Genomic DNA, 20,134 nt, shown 5'->3' on the forward strand with positions numbered 1-20,134 from the left:
CGCGCCAGAAAAAGGGGCAGGCCTCCGCAGCAGGCGGAGACCACGGTCAGGGAGATACATCCATGCCATACACGAAGCTGCGTCGCCTCGTGACCATCTCGGTCGCCGTCTCACTCGGCGCCACCGCTCTTGCCGCCTGCGGCTCCTCGGACGAGGACAGCGAGGCCGACTCGGGGCCGGTCTCGCTGACGTACTGGTCCTGGACGCCGGGCATGGACAAGGTCGCCGACCTGTGGAACAAAGGCCCGGGCAAGGACGAGCAGATCACCGTCACGGTGAAGAAGCAGGCGTCCGGCGACACCCTCGTCACCAAGATCCTCACGGCGCACAAGGCCAAGAAGGCCCCGGACTTGGTGCAGGCCGAGTACCAGGCCCTGCCGACGCTGGTCGGCAATGACGCGCTCGCCGACATAGCCGGCGAGGTGGACGGCGTGAAGGACAAGTTCGCCGAGGGCGTCTGGCAGCAGACGACGCTGGGTTCGGACGCGGTGTACGCGATCCCGCAGGACTCCGGGCCGATGATGTTCTACTACCGCGAGGACCTCTTCAAGAAGTACGGCCTCAAGGTTCCGACGACCTGGGACGAGTTCGCGGAGACGGCCCGCGCGCTGAAGAAGAAGTCCCCGGAGACGGACCTCACCACGTTCTCCGCCAACGACTCCGGGCAGTTCGCAGGTCTGGCACAGCAGGCGGGCGCCAAGTGGTGGACCACTGAGGGCGAGACGTGGAAGGTCGGCATCGACGACGCGGCGACGCAGAAGGTCGCCGACTTCTGGGGCGGTCTCGTCAAGGAGGGCGCGATCGACAACCAGCCGATGTACACGCCGGCTTGGAACAAGGCGCTCAACACCGGCAAGCAGATCGCCTGGGTGAGCGCGGTCTGGGCGCCCGGCACCCTGACGACCGCGGCGCCCGACACGAAGGGCAAGTGGGCGATGGCCCCACTGCCGCAGTGGTCGGCCGGCGAGAACGTGACCGGCAGCTGGGGCGGCTCCTCCACGGCCGTCACCACGGACTCCAAGAACAAGTCGGCCGCCGCGAAGTTCGCCGCCTGGCTGAACACGGACCCTGAGGCGCTCACCGCGCTCGCGAAGGAGGGCGGCATCTACCCCGCCGCCACGAACGCGCAGACCAGCGGGGCGTTCACCGAGCCGCCGGCCTTCTTCTCCAATCAGCCGGACTTCTACACCAAGGCCTCCGAGATCGCGAAGACCACCGCGCCCTCCGCATGGGGCCCGAACGTGAACGTCGCGTACACCACCTTCAAGGACGCCTTCGGCAAGGCCGCCAAGGACAAGTCGGACTTCGGTGCCGCCCTGAAGACGATGCAGGACGACACGATCGCCGACATGAAGAAGCAGGGCTTCGAGGTCGCGGAGTGACGAGCGCACGCCGGAAGTCGTACGGGGTCAAGGGGGCCCCGTATGCCTTCCTCCTTCCTGCAACGATCCTGTTCGCCCTCTTCTTCGCGCTGCCCATCGGCTACGCGGTCTGGCTCAGCCTGCACAAGGTTCAGGTCAAGGGCCTGGGCCTGGGCTCGGGCGCCCGCAGCGAGGTCTGGGCGGGTCTGGAGAACTACACCGACGCCCTGACCGACTCGGAGCTGCTGGCCGGCGCGCTGCGTGTGCTCGGGTACGGCGCCATCGTCGTCCCGGTCATGCTCGGCCTCGCTCTTCTCTTCGCGCTGATGCTCGACACCGAGCGGGTCCGTCTCGCGCCCTTCACCCGGCTCGCCATCTTCCTGCCGTACGCCATTCCCGGCGTCGTCGCAGCGCTGCTGTGGGGCTTCCTGTACCTGCCGGACGTCAGCCCCTTCTACTTCGTACTCGACAAGCTGGGGATGCCGCAGCCGGACCTGCTGGACGGCGGGCCGCTGTTCCTCGCGCTGTCCAACATCGCGGTCTGGGGCGGCACCGGCTTCAACATGATCGTCATCTACACCTCGCTGCAGGCCATCCCGACGGAGGTGTACGAGGCGGCGAAGCTCGACGGCTGCTCACCCCTGCAGATCGCGCTGCGGATCAAGATCCCGATGGTGGCGCCCTCGCTGGTGCTGACCTTCTTCTTCTCGATCATCGCGACACTTCAGGTGTTCAGCGAGCCGACCACGCTCAAGCCGCTCACCAACTCCGTTTCCACCACCTGGAGTCCGCTGATGAAGGTGTACGTGGACGCCTTCGGCAAGGGCGACATCCACTCGGCCGCCGCGGGCGCCGTGATCATCGCGCTCGTCACGCTCGTCCTGTCCTTCGGGTTCCTCCGCGCCGCCAACTCCCGTACGAAGCAGGAGGAAGCACGATGAGTTCTCTTGCCGTCCGCAAGGCCGCTCCGGCCGCCGGTACGACGCCCGGCACCGCGCAGGGGCCGCCGCTGCGCCGCCGTATCGCCTTCGTCCCGACGGTCACGCTGCTGCTTGGCGCGGTCTACTGTCTGCTGCCGGTGGCCTGGGTAGTGATCGCGGCGACCAAGTCGGGCCGTGAGCTGTTCTCGACGTTCACGTTCCTGCCGGGCACCGGCTTCGCGGAGAACCTGTCCGACCTCAACGCCTATCGGGACGGCGTCTACTGGAAGTGGATGGGCAACTCCGCCCTCTACGCGGGCCTGGGCGCCCTCCTGTCGACAGCGGTCTCGGCGCTCAGCGGCTACGCCCTCGCGATCTACCGCTTCCGTGGCCGCGAGACCGTGTTCAGCATCCTCCTGGCGGGCGTGCTGATGCCGCCGGTGATCCTGGCGATCCCCCAGTATCTGCTGCTGGCCAAGGCCGACTTGACGGATTCGTACGCCTCGGTGCTGCTGCCGCTGATCCTCTCGCCGTACGGCGTCTACCTCGCTCGCATCTACGCCACCGCGGCCGTGCCGAGTGATGTGGTCGAGGCCGGGCGGATGGATGGGGCGAGCGAGTGGCGGATCTTCACTCGGGTCGCGCTGCCGATGATGGTGCCGGGCCTGGTGACCGTCTTCCTGTTCCAGTTCGTGGCGGTGTGGAACAACTTCCTGCTGCCGTTCATCATGCTCAGCGACGACGAGAAGTTCCCGATCACGCTGGGCCTGTTCACGCTCCTCGAACAGGGCTCCAACACCCCGGCCTTGTACACGCTCGTGATCACGGGAGCGCTGCTCGCGGTGATCCCGCTGATCGCGCTGTTCCTGGTCATCCAGCGGTTCTGGAGCCTCGACCTGCTGTCCGGAGCCGTAAAGTCATGACCATGCACTCGACGGGGGGCCGGCGCAAGCCGCCGACGATCCATGACGTGGCGCGCGAGGCCGGTGTCTCGCGCGGCACCGTCTCCCGCGTTCTCAACGGCGGGCACTATGTGAGCCCGGCGGCGCAGGAGGCGGTCAACGCGGCCATCCGCAGGACGGGTTACGTCGTCAACCGGCACGCCCGCTCGCTGATCACCGGGCGGTCGGACTCGATCGGTTTCCTGCTGACCGAACCGCAGGAGAGGTTCTTCGAGGACCCCAACTTCAATGTTCTGCTGCGGGGTTGCACCCAGGCGCTGGCCGCGCACGACATCCCGCTGCTGCTGATGCTGGCCGGCACCGAGGACGAACGGCGGCGCATCACCCGGTACATCACCGCGGGCCATGTCGACGGGGTACTGCTGGTCTCCAGCCACTCCGGCGACCCGGTCGCCGAACAGTTGCGGGAGGCGGGGGTACCGCTGGTCGCCTGTGGCAAACCCATCGGCCTTGGCTCCAAGGTGAGTTACGTGGCCGCGGACGACCGGGACGGTGCCCGGGACATGGTGCGCCACCTGCTGTCGCTCGGCCGCCGTCGCATCGGCGTGGTGACCGGTCCGCTGGACACACCGGGTGGTGTTGAACGGCTCGCGGGTTACCGGGAGGTGCTCACCGAAGCGGGCATCGAGATCGACGAGCGGCTCATCGTCTCCGGCGACTACAGCCGCTCCAGCGGTGAGGCGGGCGCCGAGCGGCTCATCGCCCAAGTGCCCGACATCGACGCCGTGTTCGTGGCCTCCGACCTGATGGCGCAGGGCGTGCTGGCCGTGCTCCAGCGGGCCGGATGCCGAGTCCCGGAGGATGTCGCGGTCGGCGGCTTCGACGACTCCCCCGCCGCCACCGCGGCGAGCCCGGAACTGACCACGATCCGTCAGCCCTGGGACCGCATCAGCGCCGAGATGGTGCGCGTCCTGCTCGCCCAGATCGGCGGCGAGGACCCGGCGGCGGTGATCCTGCCGACGGAGCTGGTGAAGCGGCACTCGACCTGAACCCTGCGACAGGGCGTGGCGTCAGGGTTCGCCGAGCAGCAGCCGTACGCCGTCCACCGACAGCGTCAGGCTGTCCGGCGAACCGGGGTCGATGGTGAGCGAGTCGCCGCCCTCGGGCCAGTGGGCCGGGAGTAGGCCGAGGGGTACGAGGTGGTAGGTCTGGACGTCCGGCAACGCCTGGGCCATCCGCTCCTCCGACGTGAAGACCTGAACCGTATGGCTTGTCGTCGTGAGCGTCAGTGCTGGGGCGTCCGCGTCGTCGAGAGGGTCGGCCGGCACCAGCACCTTGCTCGCTGCCAAAAGGGCCCGTGCCTCACTGTCCTGGCCGTCATACGCCAGGACACCCAGGGCGCGAAGGATGCCGGCGGACGTGTCTTCGTCGGGAGGGCTGGTCATGGGGGTGGCGTTTCGTTCGTGTCCCGCGGACGACGTTTTCCGTCCGCGTGGGACCGTCCTTGTGGGACAACTGTCGCCTACCCTTCGTTCGCACGCTCATGCGGAGCACGCGCGGATGACCGGTAGACTGGGTGATCGCGAAGGGGAGTAGCTCTGCGAACCGGTCGTCGACACACTGGAGCCCACGGGCTCCCGGTGGCCGGGCCCGCGTGAACAGGCGGGTGGGCGAGACCTTCGGCCAGGCATTGATGTGCTCGCACGCCGTGCGGTGCACCCGTCATGCCGGGCCGATCGGTTCTCCCGTCGCCCCAGCCGAGGGCGCTTCGCGAAGATCCGGAAGGCCCGGCCCGTACAGAAAGCCACCCGGATGTCCCTCGCCCCTCTGGCGTCTCTCGACCTCGACCCCTTGGCAATCATCACCGCCTTCGGGCTGATCTTCCTCGCCGAACTGCCCGACAAGACGATGTTCGCCTCGCTGGCCATGGGCACGCGTATGCGGCCCTTGTACGTGTGGTTCGGCACGTCGACCGCGTTCGTCGTGCATGTCGCGATCGCCGTCGGCGCCGGCAGCCTCATCGGCCTGCTGCCCGACTGGACCGTCAAGACCGTCTCGGCCGCGCTCTTCGCCTTCGGCGCCTACATGTTGCTGCGCGGCGAAGGAGAGGACGACGAGGCGGACGCGGGCGGCAGCCGGACGGTCACCGGGTTCTGGCCGGTCTACACGACCGCCTTCATGGCCGTCTTCATCAGCGAGTGGGGCGACCTGACGCAGATCACGACGGCCAACCTCGCGGCCACGAGCGGCCTCGCGTCGGTGGCGGTCGGCTCCGCGGCGGCCCTCATGTCGGTCTCCGCCCTGGCGCTACTGGCGGGCCGCTTCATCGCCAAGCGCGTGCCGCTGAAGACCGTTCAGCGCATCGGGGGGCTGTGCATGCTCGGCCTCGCCGTATGGTCGGCGGTCGAGATCTTCACCTGACTCGGGGCACTAGTTGCACAGGCAACAAAAGTTCCAGTTTCTGTTACCGTGCATATATGTCAGCGGAGACGGCCGATTCCCGGCTCGCGGAGCAGTGGCGGGAGATCCTGGCGGTGCATGCGCGCACGATCTGCGAGATCGACCGCGAGTTGCATCCGCACGGCTTGGGGGCCAGCGACTTCGAGGTCCTCGACATCCTGGTCGCGGCCCCGCACCCGGGCGAAAAGTGCCGCGTCCAGGACATCGCCGACCGCGTCCACCTGAGCCAGAGCGCGCTGTCTCGCCTTATCGGCCGCCTGGAGAGGGAGGGCCTGGTCACGCGGTCCCTCTGCCAGGAGGACCGCCGCGGGGTGTTTGTCACGCTCACCCAGAAGGGCCGCGATCTGCACACGGAGGTACGGCCCCTCCAGCGGGCCGCGCTGGCGCGCATGCTGAAGGGTGACTGAACCTCCCGGGGCTGCGCCCTAGGCCCCCGCCAGGGGGTGGTGGGTGACACTGCGTGTCGCGGCTGCGGGTGCGTCGTGGCTGGTCGCGCAGTTCCCCAATCCCGCCCCTTCCCGAAACTTGGGCTGCGCCCCAGACCCCCGCCAGGGGGTGGTGGGTGACACTTCGTGTCGCGGCTGCGGGTCCGTTGTGGCTGGTCGCGCAGTTCCCCGCGCCCCTGAAAAACCTGCGACTGCCCGCAGCCCGACGAGCAAGCGAACCGACAAGCCCGCACCCCCGACTACCCGCGCTCTTCCGCCGGTGGGAGGGGACGTGGGCCGGTGCGTCGTATGCCCGTCGCTTAGCTTCGGTCTGGGCATACCTGCGCCTTGTGTCAGCACGGGGTCGTATGCCCTGTTGGCGACGGGCTGACGCACCGGACCGCGGCCCCGCACCCACCAACCACCCAAGGGGCGCGGGGAACTGCGCGAGCAACCACAACGAACCCGCAGATTCGAACCTGTGGCTAACGGATCAGGAGGGTGCGCACACCCTCCGAATCAAGCGTCAACCCGTGCGGAGAACTCGCGTCGATCGTCAGCGACAGATCCCCAGAAGGCCACTGAGAAGCCAGCGCAGCGAGCGGCACCAGCCGGTACCGGGACACATACGGCAGCAGCTCAGCCATCCGCATCTCCGACGTGAACACCGGCACAAGCGGGTCCTCGCCGTCCTGCTCCAGGACGGGCAGCGCCACCACCGTGGGATCGGCCGCCGCCTCGTCGTCGGTGTCATCGGGCACCGGAACCAGCACATCCGTACCGGCCAGCGTGTCCAGCGCCGCATCGTCCTCGGTGTTCTCGGCCAGCACGCTCAGCGCCCGCTCCGCCGCCGACGTGACGCTGTCGTTCGAGGGTATTTCCATGGCACATCCCGACGTAGTGGCGTTTTCGGGCACCCGGACAACCGTTCGCTCCGGGCGCGTGGCTCGCGTACCCGCCGTGGGGCATGGCATTCCTGCCCCACGCATCACGGATGGCTCACGGAATGAGGGGGACGTCGTCCGAGGGCAGCCCGAGCCGGTCGCGGCCGACCCGCCGTGCGAGCGGCTCCGCCATGTTGGGGCCGAGATGCGTCCAGTACGTGGCCGCGTCCCGGAAGTAGCGCTGCATCCGTTCCCCGTCGCGGGCGTACCGGGAGCCCGCCGACCGGAAGAGGGTGTTCTGCAGCGCGTCCCAGGCCATACGGCCGGCGTTCAGGAAGACCATCGCGAGGCGGTTGTCCTCGGCGGTGGTGAAGGGGGCCTCGCCTGTCACGTTGCGGTGGCAGACCTCCATGTACTCCTCGGCGGTGCGCTGGAGAGCGGCGTGCGCCGTGTGGATCACGCCGAGCGCTTCGCCCAAGTGGCGCTGGTAGTCGTGGAGTTCGGCCCGGGTGCGGTGGGGTTCCAGGGTCAGTGGGCGTTCGGCGACGATCCGCGCGTACTCGTCGGCGGCTGCGTACGCGGTGCCGATCATGATGGCGGCCAGCTCGCCGTGGAAGAAGCTGGGCGCGCGCCCCGCGTACATCGGGTTGCCGTGCAGCTCCGATCCGGGCGAGCCGCCCTCGACCGGCAGATCGAGCAGGCTCGCTTCCACGGTGAAGTACTCGGGGATGCGCGCCCGTTCCATCCGGATGCTGTTGGAGCCGCTGCCGCGCAGACCCAGGACTCCGTGCCAGTCGTCAAGCAGCGTCCAGACCGCGCGCGGCGCAACGAACAGCACCATCGGTCCTGGCGGGTCGCCCGGCTTCTCGGGGGCGCGCAGTATCTGGCCGACGAAGTGCGTGGAGTACGGGGAGCCCGAGGCATACGGCCAGGTGCCGTCGAGGACGACATGGCCGTGGCCGTCCGGCTCGGCCACGCCGGCCGGCATCGCGGTGGACGCGGCCCGGAAGTCGCCCTCGTCACCGAAGATCTCGTCCTGCGCCTTCGCCTCGAACAAGGAGGCCCCTTGGAGGACATGGGCGGCGGTGAGCGAGAGGGCCCAGCCCGTCGAGGGGCAGCCACGGGCGATCTCGGTGACCACCCGGTAGAAGGTCGGCAGACCGAACTCGTATCCGCCGTAGCGGCGCGGTTGGAGGATCCGGTAGAAGCCGGCGCGTAAGAAATCCTCGTGGGTCTCCTTCGGGTAGCGCGTCAATCGCTCGGTCTCCAGCTGCCGTTCGAGCAGCGCGGGCCGCATGGCCACCGCCCGCTCGATCAACTCGCTTTCGGTCAGGGCGGGTTCGGGAGGGGCTATCACGGTGCCTCCTGAAGTGTGGGGCCGTCCGTACGTAGCGCGGTACTGGTGATTGAACACGCGACCGGCCTCCCTTGTACCCATCGGATAGCGCCAAGTAGGCCCAACCGAGGGGTGATCCGGGGCGCGCCGGGGGCGCGCCGTCACGAGGTGTACTTGCGCACGCACCGGCTGGAGACCGCCCAGGTCGGGGTACTGCTCGACCACCTCGGCGCGATCGGATGCCGGGTTTCGCCACTGGTTCACGGCGCGGTATTCGGAGTCGTACGGCTGAGTCTCGCCCCATGGTGAAAACGGACCAGCAGTGGTGACCGCCGCCCACGCGTAGTCCGCGGCACCGCGCCTAGCGTGGACGTATGCCGATGCAACCCTGGTTTCCCGACGCCAAGCTGGGCGTGTTCATCCACTACGGCATCTACGCCGTGGGCGGCGCTGCCGAGTCCTGGTCCTTCTACACGGGCGAGATGACGCACGAGCAGTACATGAAACAGCTCGACGGCTTCACCGCGTCGCGCTACGACCCGGACGCCTGGGCCGAGTTGTTCGCCCGCGTGGGCGCGCAGTACGCGGTGCTCACCACGAAGCACCACGACGGCGTCGCCCTGTGGGACACCGACCACCGCAATCTCGACGTCGTCCGCGACACACCGGCCGGCCGCGACCTCGTCACCGGCTTCGTAGACGCGCTACGCGCCAGGGACCTCAAGGTCGGCCTCTACTACTCGCACTCCGACTGGAACCACCCGGACTACGCGAGCGAGCGGCACCCGGGGCCGCACCTCGTGCCGGCCAATGCCTACTCGCACGCCGAGCCCGGCAAGGAGGACCCGGAGGCCTGGGCGCGCTATCTCGCGTACCGCGACGGCCAGGTCCGCGAGCTCGTCGACCGCTTCCGCCCCGACATCCTCTGGTTCGACGGTGAGTGGGAGCGCTCGGAGGAGCAGTGGCGGATGCGGGAGCTGGCCGAGCTCATCCTGGCGCGCAACCCGGACACCATCCTCAACGGCCGCATGCTCGGCTACGGCGACTACGCCACCCCGGAACAGGGTGCACCGCTCCAGGCCCCGGAAGGTCCTTGGGAGCTGTGCCTCACGATCAACGACTCGTGGAGCTACCGGCCGCAGGATCGCGACTTCAAGTCGGTGCGTCAGTTGGTGCGTTACTTCACGGAGACGATCGGCATGGGCGGCAATCTGCTGCTCGGCGCGGGGCCGCGGGAGGACGGCACGATCCCCGAGGAGCAGGTCGAACGCCTGGAGGGCCTCGGCGCGTGGATCGCGCGCCATGCCGACGCCGTGTACGGCACCGTCGCCGGGCTGCCCGCCGGGCACCACTACGGTCCCAGCACACTGTCCGCCGACCGGCGCACGGTGTACCTGGTCTGCTTCGATGCGCCGCGCGATTCCGTTTCCGTACGCGGACTGCGCAACCGCGTGCTTCGGGCCACGGTCCTGGGTACGGGCGCCGAACTGGGCCACCATGTCACCGGCGGCCTGGACACCGTACCGGGCGTGACCTGGATCGACGCGCCCGCTGCGGCCGACCTGGACGATCAGGCCACGGTGCTGGCCATCGAGCTGGACGGGGAGCTGGATCTGTACCGGGGGGCGGGGCGGGACTGAGGCCCGCCGCGGTCACACTCGTAGACCCCCGGCACTCCGAGTCAAGCGAGCGAGAGGAACAGCTTCTCCAGTCGGGCCCGCATCTGGTCGCGGTCCATGTCCGGCTCGCCGTTCTCGGGGGCCATGCAGTGCTCCAGACCGGTCGCGATGATCGCGAACCCGGCGCGGTCCAACGCCCTTGAGGCGGCGGCCAGTTGGGTGACCACCTCATCGCAGGAGCGGCCCTGCTCGATCATGTTGATCACGCCCGCTATCTGCCCCTGGGCTCGCTTGAGCCGGTTGATCACGGACTTCAGCTCGTCGGCCGCCATCTGCAGTTCCATACGGAACGCTCCCTCCTCGTATACCCCGCCCGGTACTCTATAGGGCGTTCGTGGCGTTCAACGGGCGCCTCCTGCGCCCATAACGTCCGGCTTGGCGGCTCCATGGCCGCCGTCTCACACCAGGTTTGTGAGATCTGTGTGAGACGGCGGTGCCCTCCCGGAGGGAAGAGCGGGCACGCAAAGACCCCGCCGCAGGAGGCTTCTGGCCTCCCGGCGGCGGGGCCTGTCGTACGTGCGTCAGACCCCCGTCACGCCACGGTGGTCGACCCAGGACTCAGCCGCTGCCGCCATGACCTCGAGCCACGACGCATCGGGCTGCCGCTCGGCGAAACCGCGATACATGCGCACGGTGGCAGCCGCGAACGCGTCGAGTGCCTTCGAGCCGCGTTCACCCAGGCCTGGAAGCAGCGGGCCGCCCACCATTCGGCGGACTCGGCGCTGTGCCCGAAGGAACGGATGAACGGGTTGATGAGCCTCTCGCGGGTGATGGAGTCGCGGCGGCCTCCGGGCCGGTTGCGCATCGCCTTGACGAAGAACGGCCCCTTCTCGCACTCGACTACCGCGCTCAGGTCCGAGCCGAATCCGCGCTCCGTTGGCTGCGTGTCGGCCAGGTCCCCGGTGTGCGAGTGGATCAGTGCCCAGAACGCGGGGTCGGGCAGTGGGCGCGTCATGGATTCGCTTACCTCCGAGGGTTGCAGTCGCTGGGCGGGGTTCCCGGATTGCACGCACTGTTGGGCTCGCATCCGGGTTCGCAGCCGGCCATTCGCGGTGTGCTGCGGATGATCGCGTTGGCCTGCGTCATGGCGTCGCCGCCGAGGATAGAGGCCAGCGGCGCATCGCGGATGTTGCCGACGTCCATCCATCTCGAGAAGACGCAGGGGGCAACGTCGCCGTTCGGGCCGATGGCGGCCCTGCCGCTACCGCACTGACCGCACAGGGCAGCGGTGTCCGGGGCCTGAGCGTGTGCGCCGCGCCCGAAGGGTCGGACGTGGTCGCACTCTCCTTTGCGAGGCGGGCGAGCTCGGCGGCCGTCGCCCAGCGCGCCCAGGGCGACCGCTGCTCCCGTCGATGTACTCGGCCCAGGTGAAGGCTTTGGCATTTGCCGAAGGAATGCGCAAGAAGGCGGGCGATGCGAACCAGCTCGTACGGAAGCGAGCAGGATCAGCCCCGGCAGCTGCGGCCGAGCGACGCATTCGCGCTCTTGTGTCGGGGACTTTCCTTTCCTGATCTTGGAGGTTCACGGAAGGCTCCATGAGCGCGAAAGGAACGCACCATGTCAATGGGATACGTATGCCAAGAATGCGATGAGGCAACGAGCAGTGTCAGCCGTCTCGCAGCCGATCTGTACGCGTACGCGACAGCGCGGGATAGCGTCTCCCACAACGAACTCATGGGGTTCGCGGAGGCTTCACCTCATGACACGGGCAGGGCAATCGACCGGTTACTGCAACTCAAGGTGCTCACCAGGAAACCGGAAGACCCGAATCAACTCATACCGGTGGCGCCGGCCACCGCCCACGCACAGCTCCTGATGCCGGCCATCCGCGAGCTGCGCGAGCGCCAGGCGGTGATCAACGACGTGAGTTCCCACCTCATGGAATTGATGCCCATATATGAGGACAGTGTCCTGAAACGCGGGCGGACACAGTTGTTGCACCGCCTCGAGGGTGTGGACGCCGTCCGCATGGCACTGTCCGAGCTTTCGGCCCGGGCGGCCCGGGAGATTCTCACGTCCCAGCCGGGCGGTCCTCGCCCCGAGCCTGTCCTCAAGGAGGCCACCGATCGCACGATCGGGGTCCTGGAACGCGGCATCCGCATGCGCACGCTCTACCAGTACGCGGCGCAGTTCCATCAGCCCACCGTGGACCACGCCTCGCTGCTCGTCGAGCACGGCGCCCAAGTCCGGCTCGTCACGGAGGTGTTCATGCGGCTCATCGTCTTCGACGGAGAGGTCGCCCTGATCGAGCTGGCCGACAATCCGAAGGGCGCGCTGGTCATCCGCGATCCGCACGTCCTCCATTTCCTGGTGCGCGCCTTCGAGGGAGCCTGGGCCAAAGCGTTGCCGTTCCCCCTCGCCTACGAACGGGATCAGGTGCTGCGCAGCTCGGAGGAGATCAAGACGGCGATCGTGAAGCTGCTCTCCCAGGGCTACGACGACAAGGTTGTCGCAAAGCGTCTCGGCATCTCGTTGCGTACCTTCCAACGCCACCTCGCCGACATCATGCGTCGCATCGGTGCCCGTAACCGGCTCCACGCGGGCTACCTGCTGCGCGATCTCGACATCTTCCACGAGAAGGCCGTCGAGCAGCAAAAGCGGTGAGCCGACTGGTTGTTGCTTGCTAGCGTCGGCCCGGGCGGCGGCACCACGGCGCCGCCCGTAATCGCGTTGACCGAAGGACACCATGACAACCATTGCTCACCGTGACGCCGACGAACTCGCCTTACGCCTGGATGAGGCGCGTCGTGACTACGCCGACCTCAAGGCCCGCGGCCTCTCACTGGATCTGACGAGGGGCAAGCCCTCACCCGAGCAGCTCGACCTGGCCGCTGATCTGCTCACGTTGCCCGGCGGGCGCTACACGGCACTGGACGGCACCGACTGCCGCAACTACGGCGCCCCGAGTGATGGGCTGCGGGAGCTGCGTGACATCTTCGCCCCCGTCCTCCAGGTGCCCGTCGACCAACTGCTGGCGGTCGGCAACTCGAGCCTCGAGCTCATGCACGACTGCCTCGTGCACGCCCTCCTTGGCACTGTGCCCGGGGCCGAAGGCCGCTGGGCCGACCAGCGGGTGGCGCTTCTCTGTCCGGTGCCCGGCTACGACCGGCACTTCGCCCTGTGTGAACGCTTCGGCATCGACATGATCCCCGTCCCGATGAGCGACGGCGGACCGGACATGAGTGTCGTCGAGAATCTCGTGCGCTCCGACACGAGGATCAAGGGCATCTGGTGCGTGCCCAAGTACAGCAACCCCGACGGTACCTGCTACAACGACGAGACCGTGCGCCGGCTGTCCACCATGGAGACGGCTGCTGCGGACTTCAGGATCTTCTGGGACAACGCGTACGCCGTGCACCACCTCGACGGCGAGACGGACATCGGCGACATCCTCACCGCATGCGTGGAGGCCGGCCACCCGGACCGGGTGTTCGTGTTCGGCTCCACCTCGAAGATCACCCTCGCCGGGGCAGGGGTCGCGTTCTTCGGCTCCTCGCCCGCGAACGTCGCCTGGTGGCGTGCCAACTCGGGGAAGCGGACGATCGGCCCGGACAAGCTCAACCAGCTCCGTCACGCGCTCTTCCTCAAGGACACCGACGGGCTGCGCGCTCATATGCGCCGCCACCGCAGGATCCTGGCGCCGAAGTTCGAGACCGTGGACCGCACCTTCGGCGAGCAGCTCGGCGACACCGGGCTCGCCACGTGGACACGGCCGAAGGGCGGCTACTTCGTCGCGCTCCGGGTCCTCGAGGGCTGTGCCCGTGACGTGGTCCGCCTGGCCGCCGAGGCCGGCATCGCCGTCACCCCGGCCGGGGCCACGCACCCCCACGGCAACGATCCCGACGACCGTGTGATTCGCATCGGACCCACCTACCCGACACTCGAGGAACTGGAGCAGATCGCGTACGGCATCACCGTGTGTGTGCGGCTTGCCGGGTACGAGAGGCTGACCGCCCAGCACTGATCATCGTTCGGTATCGAGGACAAGCACAACAAGGCCGGGGCCGCCCCCGGCCTTGTTGCATTTACGTAAACAGCGGTAACTCAATCCGTCTCCATTGCCCGTTTTGCTGCATGGCGGGGTTACGTCAGGCGTACCTGCGATGATCGACGGCCGCGACAAGCGCCTTTCCGTGAGGCAGGATCGTGACGCCCCAGAGGGATCAGCCCCAAACAACCCATTGATTGATGAGGAGTGGAGTCAACCGTGCGCAAGATCGCGTCACGAATCACCGTCCTGGCCTTCTCGGCGATGGCCGTCACAGGCGTCGCCGACATCGCCTTCGAGCTGTCGAGTCCGCAGGTCAAGCGAACCATCGAGGCCTCGGAGCGTGACCTCGGCTGGGGAGTGAAGGCATCCCGGACGGAAACCCTCCCGCGGCTCGGTCAGTAACGGAAAAAAGGAGCTTGGTATGACTGTCGAGAAATTCACGCCGTACAACAGCAAAACAATTCATCGCGCCCCGCAATGGGGGCGAATACCCGAGGAGTTACGCGAGGCCGTCACGGTCGTCGCGCAAGTGCTCCCGTTCCGCACCAACCAGTACGTGCTGGACGAGCTCATCGATTGGGACAACCTCCCGGACGATCCAATCTTCCGGCTGAACTTCCCCCACCGGACGATGCTGGATCCCACCGACTACACGAGTCTGCGGGATGTCGTGGCCGACGGTGACAAGGGGCAGATCGCCCTTCATGTGGGCAAGCTGCGCGAGCAGATGAACCCTCACCCGGCCGGCCAGCAGACCCACAATGTGCCCGAACTGGACGGCGAGGAAGTGCCGGGGATCCAGCACAAGTACACCGAGACGGTGTTGTTCTTCCCCAAGGCTGGCCAGACCTGCCACGCCTACTGCACGTTCTGCTTCCGGTGGCCGCAGTTCATCGGCGCCGACGAACTCTCCTTCGCCGCCAAGGACGCCCGGGGCCTCACCGCGTATCTCGCACGCCACCGGGAGGTCACCGATGTCCTGATCACGGGCGGCGACCCGCTGATCATGCGGACGAACACGCTCGCCCGCTACATCGAACCGCTCCTGGAGCCGGAGTTCGAACACATCCGCAACATCCGGATCGGAACCAAGTCGGTCGCCTACTGGCCCCAGAGATTCGTCACAGACCGGGACGCCGACGAACTCATTCGCCTCTTCGAACGGGTCGCCGCCGCGGGCAAGCACCTGGCGATCATGTGCCACTACAACCATCCCGTCGAACTGCGCCCCGACATCGCACAGACGGCCCTGAGGCGGATCATCGCCACCGGTGCAAACGCGCGCCTCCAGTCGCCGGTGCTGAAGCACATCAACGACAACGCGGCGGCCTGGCAGGAGCTTTGGACCACCGGTGTGCGGCTGGGCGCCATCCCGTACTACATGTTCGTCGAACGCGACACCGGGGCCCGCTCGTATTTCGAGATTCCCCTGGCGAAGGCGTACGAGATCTTCCGTAACGCCTACACCTCGGTCTCCGGTCTCGCCCGCACCGTGCGCGGGCCGTCGATGAGCGCCTTCCCGGGCAAGGTGCTCATCGACGGCACCCCCACCATCCGCGGCGAGAAGGTGTTCGCTCTTCAGTTCCTCCAGGGACGCAACGCGGACTGGGCGCGCCGCCCGTTCTACGCCGCGTACGACCCGAGCGCGACCTGGTTCGACCAGCTCAAGCCGGCCTTCGGCGAGGACAGGTTCTTCTTCGAGCACGAGCTGCCGCAACCGGCGGGCGAGACGCGTGAACTGACGGTGGTGGCCGCATGAGCCGGACACCAGCCTACGAACTCCTCGCGCTCAGGTTCGGCAGGCAGTCGGGACGACTCGCGCGGGAGAACTTCCTGTTCGCCGACGACCCCTGTGCCACCGATGTCCCGGCCGAGTTCGACTTCTACATCTGGGTCATCCGGGGGCAGGGCCAGGTGATCGTCGTCGACACCGGGTTCGCCGCCCACACCGCGGCGAAGCGTGGTCGCGAACAACTGCATCACCCTGTCGAGGCGCTCGCGGATCTGGATATCCATCCCACTGATGTGTCGCACCTGCTGGTGACGCACATGCACTGGGACCACGCCGGTCACCTCGCCTCCTTCCCCACGGCTCGGGTTCATCTGCAGGAGAGCGAGCTCGCGTTCTGCACCGGCCGCGCCATGCGCCACGCGGCACCTCGTCGCCCCTTCGAGGCAGGGGATGTGAGCACGGCGATTCAACTGCTGTTCGAAGAGCGGCTCACCCTGCACAAGGGTCCGGCGACGATCGTGCCCGGCGTCGAGGTTCACCCGGCGCCCGGGCACACCCCCGGCCTCCAGGTGGTACGCGTGCACACGGAGCGCGGCTGGGTCGTTCTGGCGAGCGATTCATCGCACCTCTGGGTCAACCTCCGTCGCAGGACACCGTTTCCGATCCTCGACCACCTTGCGTCCATGGTGGAGGCGTACGACACGGTCGAGCAGCTGGCGGACGGCGCCGACCACGTCATCCCCGGACACGACCCTCAGGTCGCCACCCGCTTTCCCCAGGTGGAGGGCGCCGCCCGCTGGGTGCAGTTGCACCGGGAGCCTATGGCCCCGTACGCCGACCCAGCGAGTTCGGAACTGAGCGAGCGGGTGGTGTCATGAGGACGGTTCAGGTCACGATCGTCGGCATGGGGCCCCGGGGCCTCGGCATCCTCCAGCACATGATCCACAGCGCACACCGGCTTCCCGAGGGGACCGTGCTGGACGTACATCTCGTCGATCCCGGCGACAGCGGACAAGGGGTGCACTCCAGTCGGCAGCCGGACCATCTGCTCACCAACACCCTGGCCAGCCAGCTCACCATGTTCCCCGACGGGAGCGGCCCGTCGTTCACCGAATGGGCGCAGCAGGCGGGCTACCGCCGGTTCGACGGGTTCTACCACCGCACAGGGGAGACTTGCGGGGATCCGATCGGGTCGCACGACTACCTGCCGCGCAGTCTTCTCGGTGAATACCTCTCGTTCGCGTTCGACCGCACGGTTCGCTCGCTGCCCGGGAGCATCCGGGTCGTACACCACCGCGCCCGCGCCGTCGACTTGCAGGAACTCCTGCCGTCCGGCAGGTACCTGGTCCGGATCGAGGGGGGCTACGAGATCCCTTCCGACTTCGTGTTCCTGGCCACCGGGCACTGCCGGCGCGCCCCTGATCAGGAGGACGTCAGGTTCGGGAACTTCGTCAGCGACCACCGGGACCGCAACGACCGCCTCGCCTATGTGGAGCACTGCTACCCGGTCGACAAGCTCGAGCGCATCGCCCCCGGGACCACGGTCGCCGTGCAGGGACTGGGGCTGACCGCCCATGACGTCATCGCCCATCTGACAACGGGACGCGGCGGACGATTCGAGGGCGACGGCCTCGACATGCGCTACCTGCCGTCCGGTCGCGAACCGAGCATCCTGCTGTTCTCCCGTCAATGTCTGCCCGCCGCCGCGCGCGGCATCAACCAGAAGGGCCTGACCGGCGACTACAAGCCGAACTTCCTCACCCCCGGCGCCGTCCGCGACCTGCGCAGGCACGCGGAGGAAAGGCGCGGCAGCACACAGATCGACTTCGAGACGGATGTCGCGCCGCTGCTGCTCAGGGAGATGGGCTACGTCTACCGCTGCGCGCTGGAGCAACGCGACATCCCGCCCGAGCAGTACGAGTTCTCGGCCGCCGACCAGGCAGCCATCGCCGCTGTCCTCGACCCGCTCGCGGGCAGGACCTTCAGGGGTCTGGACTGCTTCCGCACCTTCTTGAGGGCGTTCGTCACGGAGGACTTGGAGCACGCGGAGCGGGGCAACCGTACGAGTCCCGTCAAGGCGGCCACGGATGCCATCCGCGACGTCCGCGCCAGCCTGCGTGAAGCCGTTGAGTTCTCGGGTTTGACCCCGGATTCGCACTGGGTGTTCAACAACCGCTGGGTCCCGCTGATGAACAGGGTTTCGTTCGGCCCGCCCCGCCGCCGCAACTACGAACTCCTCGCTCTCATGAACGCGGGGCTGGTCGACCTCGCCGGCGGACCGGGCTGCCGCGTCGTCCCCGACCCGGAGACGGCCAGGTTCGCCATCCGAACGGATTTCACCGGCGCCGGCCCCACCACGCGGTACGCCGACACGCTCGTGGCGGCGCGCTTGGACCTGTTCCATCCCAGGACGGACGGCTCCCCGCTGACCGCGCGGCTGCTGGAACGGGGACTGATCCGCTCCTACCGCAACGGCTCCTACGAGCCGGGGGGCATCGACATCACCTCCACAAGCCGTGTGATCTCCAGGACCGGCACACCACTGGCCGGTGTGTGGGCTCTCGGGTACCTCGTCGAAGGGCCGCGCTACTACACCTACTACCTGCCCAGGGCCGGGCAGAAGTCGCGCTTCACGGACGAGGCGAAGGCCGCCGTCGGAGACATGTGGCAGCAACTCATGATCAAGGAGGAGGGCGAGACCCGTGAAGATCGGCAGCGGCAGCCAGTTTCCCTACACTGACTTCAAGAAGCGCTACGACACCCCGCCGCCGGAGCCGGTGGTGTGGCGCTGGACGGACATCTCCGGCGGACTCGGCGACACCGAGCACCCCGAACGCGGCACGCTCGCCTTGTCCATGCCGGACGGCGGTGCAGAGATCATCCGCGATGTAGCCGTCGCCTACCAGGTCGTCCCCGCGGGGCAGCACACGACCCCGCACGCGCACACCTGGTATCACCTGTTCGTCGTGCAGTCCGGCACCGGCGTCGTCACGTTCCACGACACCGGCGAGAGCACTGATCTGAACCCCGGGGACCTCCTGCTCGTCCCCGCCTGGTCCCTGCACCATTTCGACAACGCCACCGGTCAGGACCTGGTCCTGCTCAACCTGATGAACATCCCGATGCTCGCCCACCTGGGCAATCTGGCCTCCAGGCAACCGGAGGTCGGCTCTTGACCGCGCAGGATCTCGACAAGGCGGCGTTCGCGCCCGCACCTCACGACGCCGGTCCGTACAAGTGGGTCGTGCTGGCCGTCGCCGTCACCGCGCTGACCACCGGTTCGGTCGTCTACTCCGGTGTCAGCGTCCTGATGCCGTTCTGGAAGGACACCTACGACCTGTCCGCGGCCACCGCCGCTCTGGCGGCGACCGCGATCCAGGCCGGGCCGATCACCTCGATGCTGGTCATCGGGCGGGCCATTGACCGCTACGGAGAGCGCTGGGTCGTCTCGCTCACGATGATCGCCATGGGCATCACGGCGTTCATCGCCGCGGGCGCCAGCCGCAGCTATCCCGTGCTGCTGCTGTTCATCCTGGTGATGGGCGCCTTCTACGGGTCGATCCTGCCCGGCGGGCAGCGCGCCATCACCCGCTGGTTCGAGCCGGGCCTGCAAGGCATGGCCACCGGTGTACGCCAGGCCGGTCTTCCGATCGGCGCGGCCGTCGCCGGTGCCGTCCTGCCCGCTCTCGCCCTGCACCACGACTGGGCGGCCGCCATGATTGTCCAGGGAGTGGCCGGGATCCTCGGTGGCATCGTCTTCGCCGCCTTCTACCGCAAGGCGGACGACGCCACCACGAGCGTGCGGAAGACGCCCGTGCGCCTGCGCAGCCTGATCACCGGCCTGGTACGGGACCGGACGGTCCGCTCACTGCTGATTGCCGGACTCGCTCTGGCGGCGTTCCAGTACGTGTTCTCCGCGCAGATTCTCCTTTTCCTCAACGATCACCTGCGCATCCCCATCGTCAACGCCGGCTTCATGTACTCGATGGCCCAGGCCGCCGGGATCGCCGGCCGGATCGGTCTTGCCTGGGTCAGTGATCACTTTTGGCCCGGGATGCGGATGCGTTCGCTGAAGTGGGTGCTCGCTTTCTCCGCGGTCCCGATCGCCGCGCTCACGGCGTTGACGCCCGCTTCGCCTCGTGTGCTCGCCTACGCGCTGTGCACACTGCTGGGCCTGCTCAGCGTCGGCTGGTACCCGCTGTACCTCGTGCAGGTCGCCGAGATTGCCCCACGGCACGCGGTCGCCTCCACGATCAGCTTCGCGATCACCTTGAACCAGATCGTCGCCGCGGCCACGCCCCCGCTCTTCGGCGTGGTCGTCGGCCTGACCGGCTACACGGCCGGCTGGTTCCTGCTGGTGGCCGTGCTGCTTGTGACGGCCGCCCAGTTGCATCGCACCCACGGGGCCGGCCCGCGCGTCACCACACCACACACACCCTGAAGG

General features: G+C 67.9%; 21 protein-coding genes. 15 read left to right on the plus strand and 6 right to left on the minus strand.

All coding sequences use genetic code 11. The features are described from left to right. The first annotated feature begins 62 nt into the window (after positions 1-62). From ACQEVY_RS01335 to ACQEVY_RS01350, 4 genes are read left to right on the plus strand one after another with little or no spacing between them, the layout of a single operon-like run. Positions 63-1,382, plus strand: coding sequence for an ABC transporter substrate-binding protein (locus tag ACQEVY_RS01335; RefSeq protein ID WP_432943882.1), 1,320 nt, complete (start codon positions 63-65; stop codon positions 1,380-1,382). Then, entirely contained in the window at positions 1,379-2,302 is a 924-nt protein-coding gene (locus tag ACQEVY_RS01340; protein WP_432943884.1) for a carbohydrate ABC transporter permease, read from the plus strand. Before ACQEVY_RS01335 ends, ACQEVY_RS01340 begins: the two co-directional genes overlap by 4 nt. Continuing rightward, entirely contained in the window at positions 2,299-3,204 is a 906-nt protein-coding gene (locus tag ACQEVY_RS01345; RefSeq protein WP_432943886.1) for a carbohydrate ABC transporter permease, read from the plus strand. Before ACQEVY_RS01340 ends, ACQEVY_RS01345 begins: the two co-directional genes overlap by 4 nt. Beyond that, positions 3,201-4,232, plus strand: coding sequence for a LacI family DNA-binding transcriptional regulator (locus ACQEVY_RS01350; protein ID WP_432943888.1), 1,032 nt, complete (start codon positions 3,201-3,203; stop codon positions 4,230-4,232). Before ACQEVY_RS01345 ends, ACQEVY_RS01350 begins: the two co-directional genes overlap by 4 nt. Positions 4,233-4,253: 21 nt before the next feature. Here ACQEVY_RS01350 and ACQEVY_RS01355 read toward each other — a convergent pair whose 3' ends face one another. Beyond that, the gene (locus ACQEVY_RS01355; RefSeq protein ID WP_432943890.1) at positions 4,254-4,628 is read right to left on the minus strand and encodes an SseB family protein; all 375 of its coding nucleotides are present in this window, start codon (positions 4,626-4,628) and stop codon (positions 4,254-4,256) included. Between the two features lie 367 nt (positions 4,629-4,995). On the opposite strand from ACQEVY_RS01355, the gene ACQEVY_RS01360 reads away from it, so the two are divergent. Then, positions 4,996-5,604: a TMEM165/GDT1 family protein gene (locus tag ACQEVY_RS01360; RefSeq protein ID WP_432943892.1), complete on the plus strand. Its 609-nt coding sequence runs from the start codon at positions 4,996-4,998 to the stop codon at positions 5,602-5,604. A 56-nt stretch (positions 5,605-5,660) separates the two neighbouring features. Beyond that, positions 5,661-6,050 carry a MarR family winged helix-turn-helix transcriptional regulator gene (locus ACQEVY_RS01365; protein ID WP_328766180.1) on the plus strand — a complete coding sequence of 130 codons (390 nt, stop codon included), beginning with the start codon at positions 5,661-5,663 and terminating at the stop codon, positions 6,048-6,050. 503 nt (positions 6,051-6,553) lie between these two features. On the opposite strand, the gene ACQEVY_RS01370 is transcribed toward ACQEVY_RS01365, so the two are convergent. After that, positions 6,554-6,952, minus strand: coding sequence for an SseB family protein (locus tag ACQEVY_RS01370; RefSeq protein ID WP_432943895.1), 399 nt, complete (start codon positions 6,950-6,952; stop codon positions 6,554-6,556). A gap of 115 nt (positions 6,953-7,067) precedes the next feature. Beyond that, the gene (locus ACQEVY_RS01375; RefSeq protein ID WP_432943897.1) at positions 7,068-8,309 is read right to left on the minus strand and encodes an acyl-CoA dehydrogenase family protein; all 1,242 of its coding nucleotides are present in this window, start codon (positions 8,307-8,309) and stop codon (positions 7,068-7,070) included. A 353-nt stretch (positions 8,310-8,662) separates the two neighbouring features. Here ACQEVY_RS01375 and ACQEVY_RS01380 point away from each other — a divergent pair, with 353 nt between their 5' ends. Then, a complete protein-coding gene (locus ACQEVY_RS01380) occupies positions 8,663-9,928 on the plus strand; it encodes an alpha-L-fucosidase (RefSeq protein WP_432943899.1) in 1,266 nt (421 codons plus the stop codon). 41 nt (positions 9,929-9,969) lie between these two features. On the opposite strand, the gene ACQEVY_RS01385 is transcribed toward ACQEVY_RS01380, so the two are convergent. From ACQEVY_RS01385 to ACQEVY_RS01395, 3 genes are all read right to left on the minus strand, one after another. Beyond that, positions 9,970-10,251 carry a metal-sensitive transcriptional regulator gene (locus tag ACQEVY_RS01385; protein ID WP_033318546.1) on the minus strand — a complete coding sequence of 94 codons (282 nt, stop codon included), beginning with the start codon at positions 10,249-10,251 and terminating at the stop codon, positions 9,970-9,972. A gap of 248 nt (positions 10,252-10,499) precedes the next feature. Continuing rightward, entirely contained in the window at positions 10,500-10,922 is a 423-nt protein-coding gene (locus ACQEVY_RS01390) for a hypothetical protein (RefSeq protein ID WP_432943901.1), read from the minus strand. Positions 10,923-10,930: 8 nt separating this feature from the next. Continuing rightward, complete coding sequence (locus ACQEVY_RS01395) at positions 10,931-11,350, minus strand: SPASM domain-containing protein (RefSeq protein WP_432943903.1); 420 nt, start codon at positions 11,348-11,350, stop codon at positions 10,931-10,933. Positions 11,351-11,749: 399 nt separating this feature from the next. On the opposite strand from ACQEVY_RS01395, the gene ACQEVY_RS01400 reads away from it, so the two are divergent. The 8 genes from ACQEVY_RS01400 (at position 11,750) to ACQEVY_RS01435 (ending at position 20,131) form a co-directional block, all read left to right on the plus strand. Beyond that, positions 11,750-12,571, plus strand: a complete 822-nt coding sequence (locus tag ACQEVY_RS01400) for a LuxR C-terminal-related transcriptional regulator (protein WP_432943905.1) — start codon at positions 11,750-11,752, stop codon at positions 12,569-12,571. A gap of 82 nt (positions 12,572-12,653) precedes the next feature. Then, positions 12,654-13,931, plus strand: coding sequence for an aminotransferase (locus tag ACQEVY_RS01405; protein WP_432943907.1), 1,278 nt, complete (start codon positions 12,654-12,656; stop codon positions 13,929-13,931). A gap of 243 nt (positions 13,932-14,174) precedes the next feature. Beyond that, positions 14,175-14,360 (plus strand): hypothetical protein, encoded by a 186-nt coding sequence (locus tag ACQEVY_RS01410; protein WP_432943909.1) that lies wholly within the window; start codon positions 14,175-14,177, stop codon positions 14,358-14,360. Between the two features lie 19 nt (positions 14,361-14,379). Further along, positions 14,380-15,717: a KamA family radical SAM protein gene (locus ACQEVY_RS01415; RefSeq protein ID WP_432943911.1), complete on the plus strand. Its 1,338-nt coding sequence runs from the start codon at positions 14,380-14,382 to the stop codon at positions 15,715-15,717. After that, entirely contained in the window at positions 15,714-16,568 is an 855-nt protein-coding gene (locus ACQEVY_RS01420) for an N-acyl homoserine lactonase family protein (protein ID WP_432943913.1), read from the plus strand. The genes ACQEVY_RS01415 and ACQEVY_RS01420 overlap by 4 nt, the downstream gene beginning before the upstream one ends. Beyond that, positions 16,565-18,430, plus strand: coding sequence for an FAD/NAD(P)-binding protein (locus tag ACQEVY_RS01425; RefSeq protein ID WP_432943915.1), 1,866 nt, complete (start codon positions 16,565-16,567; stop codon positions 18,428-18,430). Before ACQEVY_RS01420 ends, ACQEVY_RS01425 begins: the two co-directional genes overlap by 4 nt. Beyond that, positions 18,393-18,866, plus strand: a complete 474-nt coding sequence (locus ACQEVY_RS01430; RefSeq protein WP_432943917.1) for a cupin domain-containing protein — start codon at positions 18,393-18,395, stop codon at positions 18,864-18,866. Before ACQEVY_RS01425 ends, ACQEVY_RS01430 begins: the two co-directional genes overlap by 38 nt. Then, positions 18,863-20,131 (plus strand): MFS transporter, encoded by a 1,269-nt coding sequence (locus ACQEVY_RS01435; protein WP_432943919.1) that lies wholly within the window; start codon positions 18,863-18,865, stop codon positions 20,129-20,131. Before ACQEVY_RS01430 ends, ACQEVY_RS01435 begins: the two co-directional genes overlap by 4 nt. The last annotated feature ends 3 nt before the right edge of the window (positions 20,132-20,134 follow it).

The organism is Streptomyces sp. CA-288835, from assembly GCF_050936385.1.
Taxonomy (GTDB): domain Bacteria; phylum Actinomycetota; class Actinomycetes; order Streptomycetales; family Streptomycetaceae; genus Streptomyces.

What these genes read in the sequence shown, in the direction of transcription:
- ACQEVY_RS01335 (WP_432943882.1), top strand. Translation starts at nt 63, where the DNA reads ATGCCATACACGAAGCTGCGTCGCCTCGTGACCATCTCGGTCGCCGTC.
- ACQEVY_RS01345 (WP_432943886.1), top strand. Translation starts at nt 2,299, where the DNA reads ATGAGTTCTCTTGCCGTCCGCAAGGCCGCTCCGGCCGCCGGTACGACG.
- ACQEVY_RS01350 (WP_432943888.1), top strand. Translation starts at nt 3,201, where the DNA reads ATGACCATGCACTCGACGGGGGGCCGGCGCAAGCCGCCGACGATCCAT.
- ACQEVY_RS01355 (WP_432943890.1), bottom strand. Translation starts at nt 4,628, where the DNA reads ATGACCAGCCCTCCCGACGAAGACACGTCCGCCGGCATCCTTCGCGCC.
- ACQEVY_RS01360 (WP_432943892.1), top strand. Translation starts at nt 4,996, where the DNA reads ATGTCCCTCGCCCCTCTGGCGTCTCTCGACCTCGACCCCTTGGCAATC.
- ACQEVY_RS01365 (WP_328766180.1), top strand. Translation starts at nt 5,661, where the DNA reads ATGTCAGCGGAGACGGCCGATTCCCGGCTCGCGGAGCAGTGGCGGGAG.
- ACQEVY_RS01370 (WP_432943895.1), bottom strand. Translation starts at nt 6,952, where the DNA reads ATGGAAATACCCTCGAACGACAGCGTCACGTCGGCGGCGGAGCGGGCG.
- ACQEVY_RS01380 (WP_432943899.1), top strand. Translation starts at nt 8,663, where the DNA reads ATGCCGATGCAACCCTGGTTTCCCGACGCCAAGCTGGGCGTGTTCATC.
- ACQEVY_RS01385 (WP_033318546.1), bottom strand. Translation starts at nt 10,251, where the DNA reads ATGGAACTGCAGATGGCGGCCGACGAGCTGAAGTCCGTGATCAACCGG.
- ACQEVY_RS01390 (WP_432943901.1), bottom strand. Translation starts at nt 10,922, where the DNA reads ATGACGCGCCCACTGCCCGACCCCGCGTTCTGGGCACTGATCCACTCG.
- ACQEVY_RS01395 (WP_432943903.1), bottom strand. Translation starts at nt 11,350, where the DNA reads ATGCCAAAGCCTTCACCTGGGCCGAGTACATCGACGGGAGCAGCGGTC.
- ACQEVY_RS01405 (WP_432943907.1), top strand. Translation starts at nt 12,654, where the DNA reads ATGACAACCATTGCTCACCGTGACGCCGACGAACTCGCCTTACGCCTG.
- ACQEVY_RS01415 (WP_432943911.1), top strand. Translation starts at nt 14,380, where the DNA reads ATGACTGTCGAGAAATTCACGCCGTACAACAGCAAAACAATTCATCGC.
- ACQEVY_RS01420 (WP_432943913.1), top strand. Translation starts at nt 15,714, where the DNA reads ATGAGCCGGACACCAGCCTACGAACTCCTCGCGCTCAGGTTCGGCAGG.
- ACQEVY_RS01425 (WP_432943915.1), top strand. Translation starts at nt 16,565, where the DNA reads ATGAGGACGGTTCAGGTCACGATCGTCGGCATGGGGCCCCGGGGCCTC.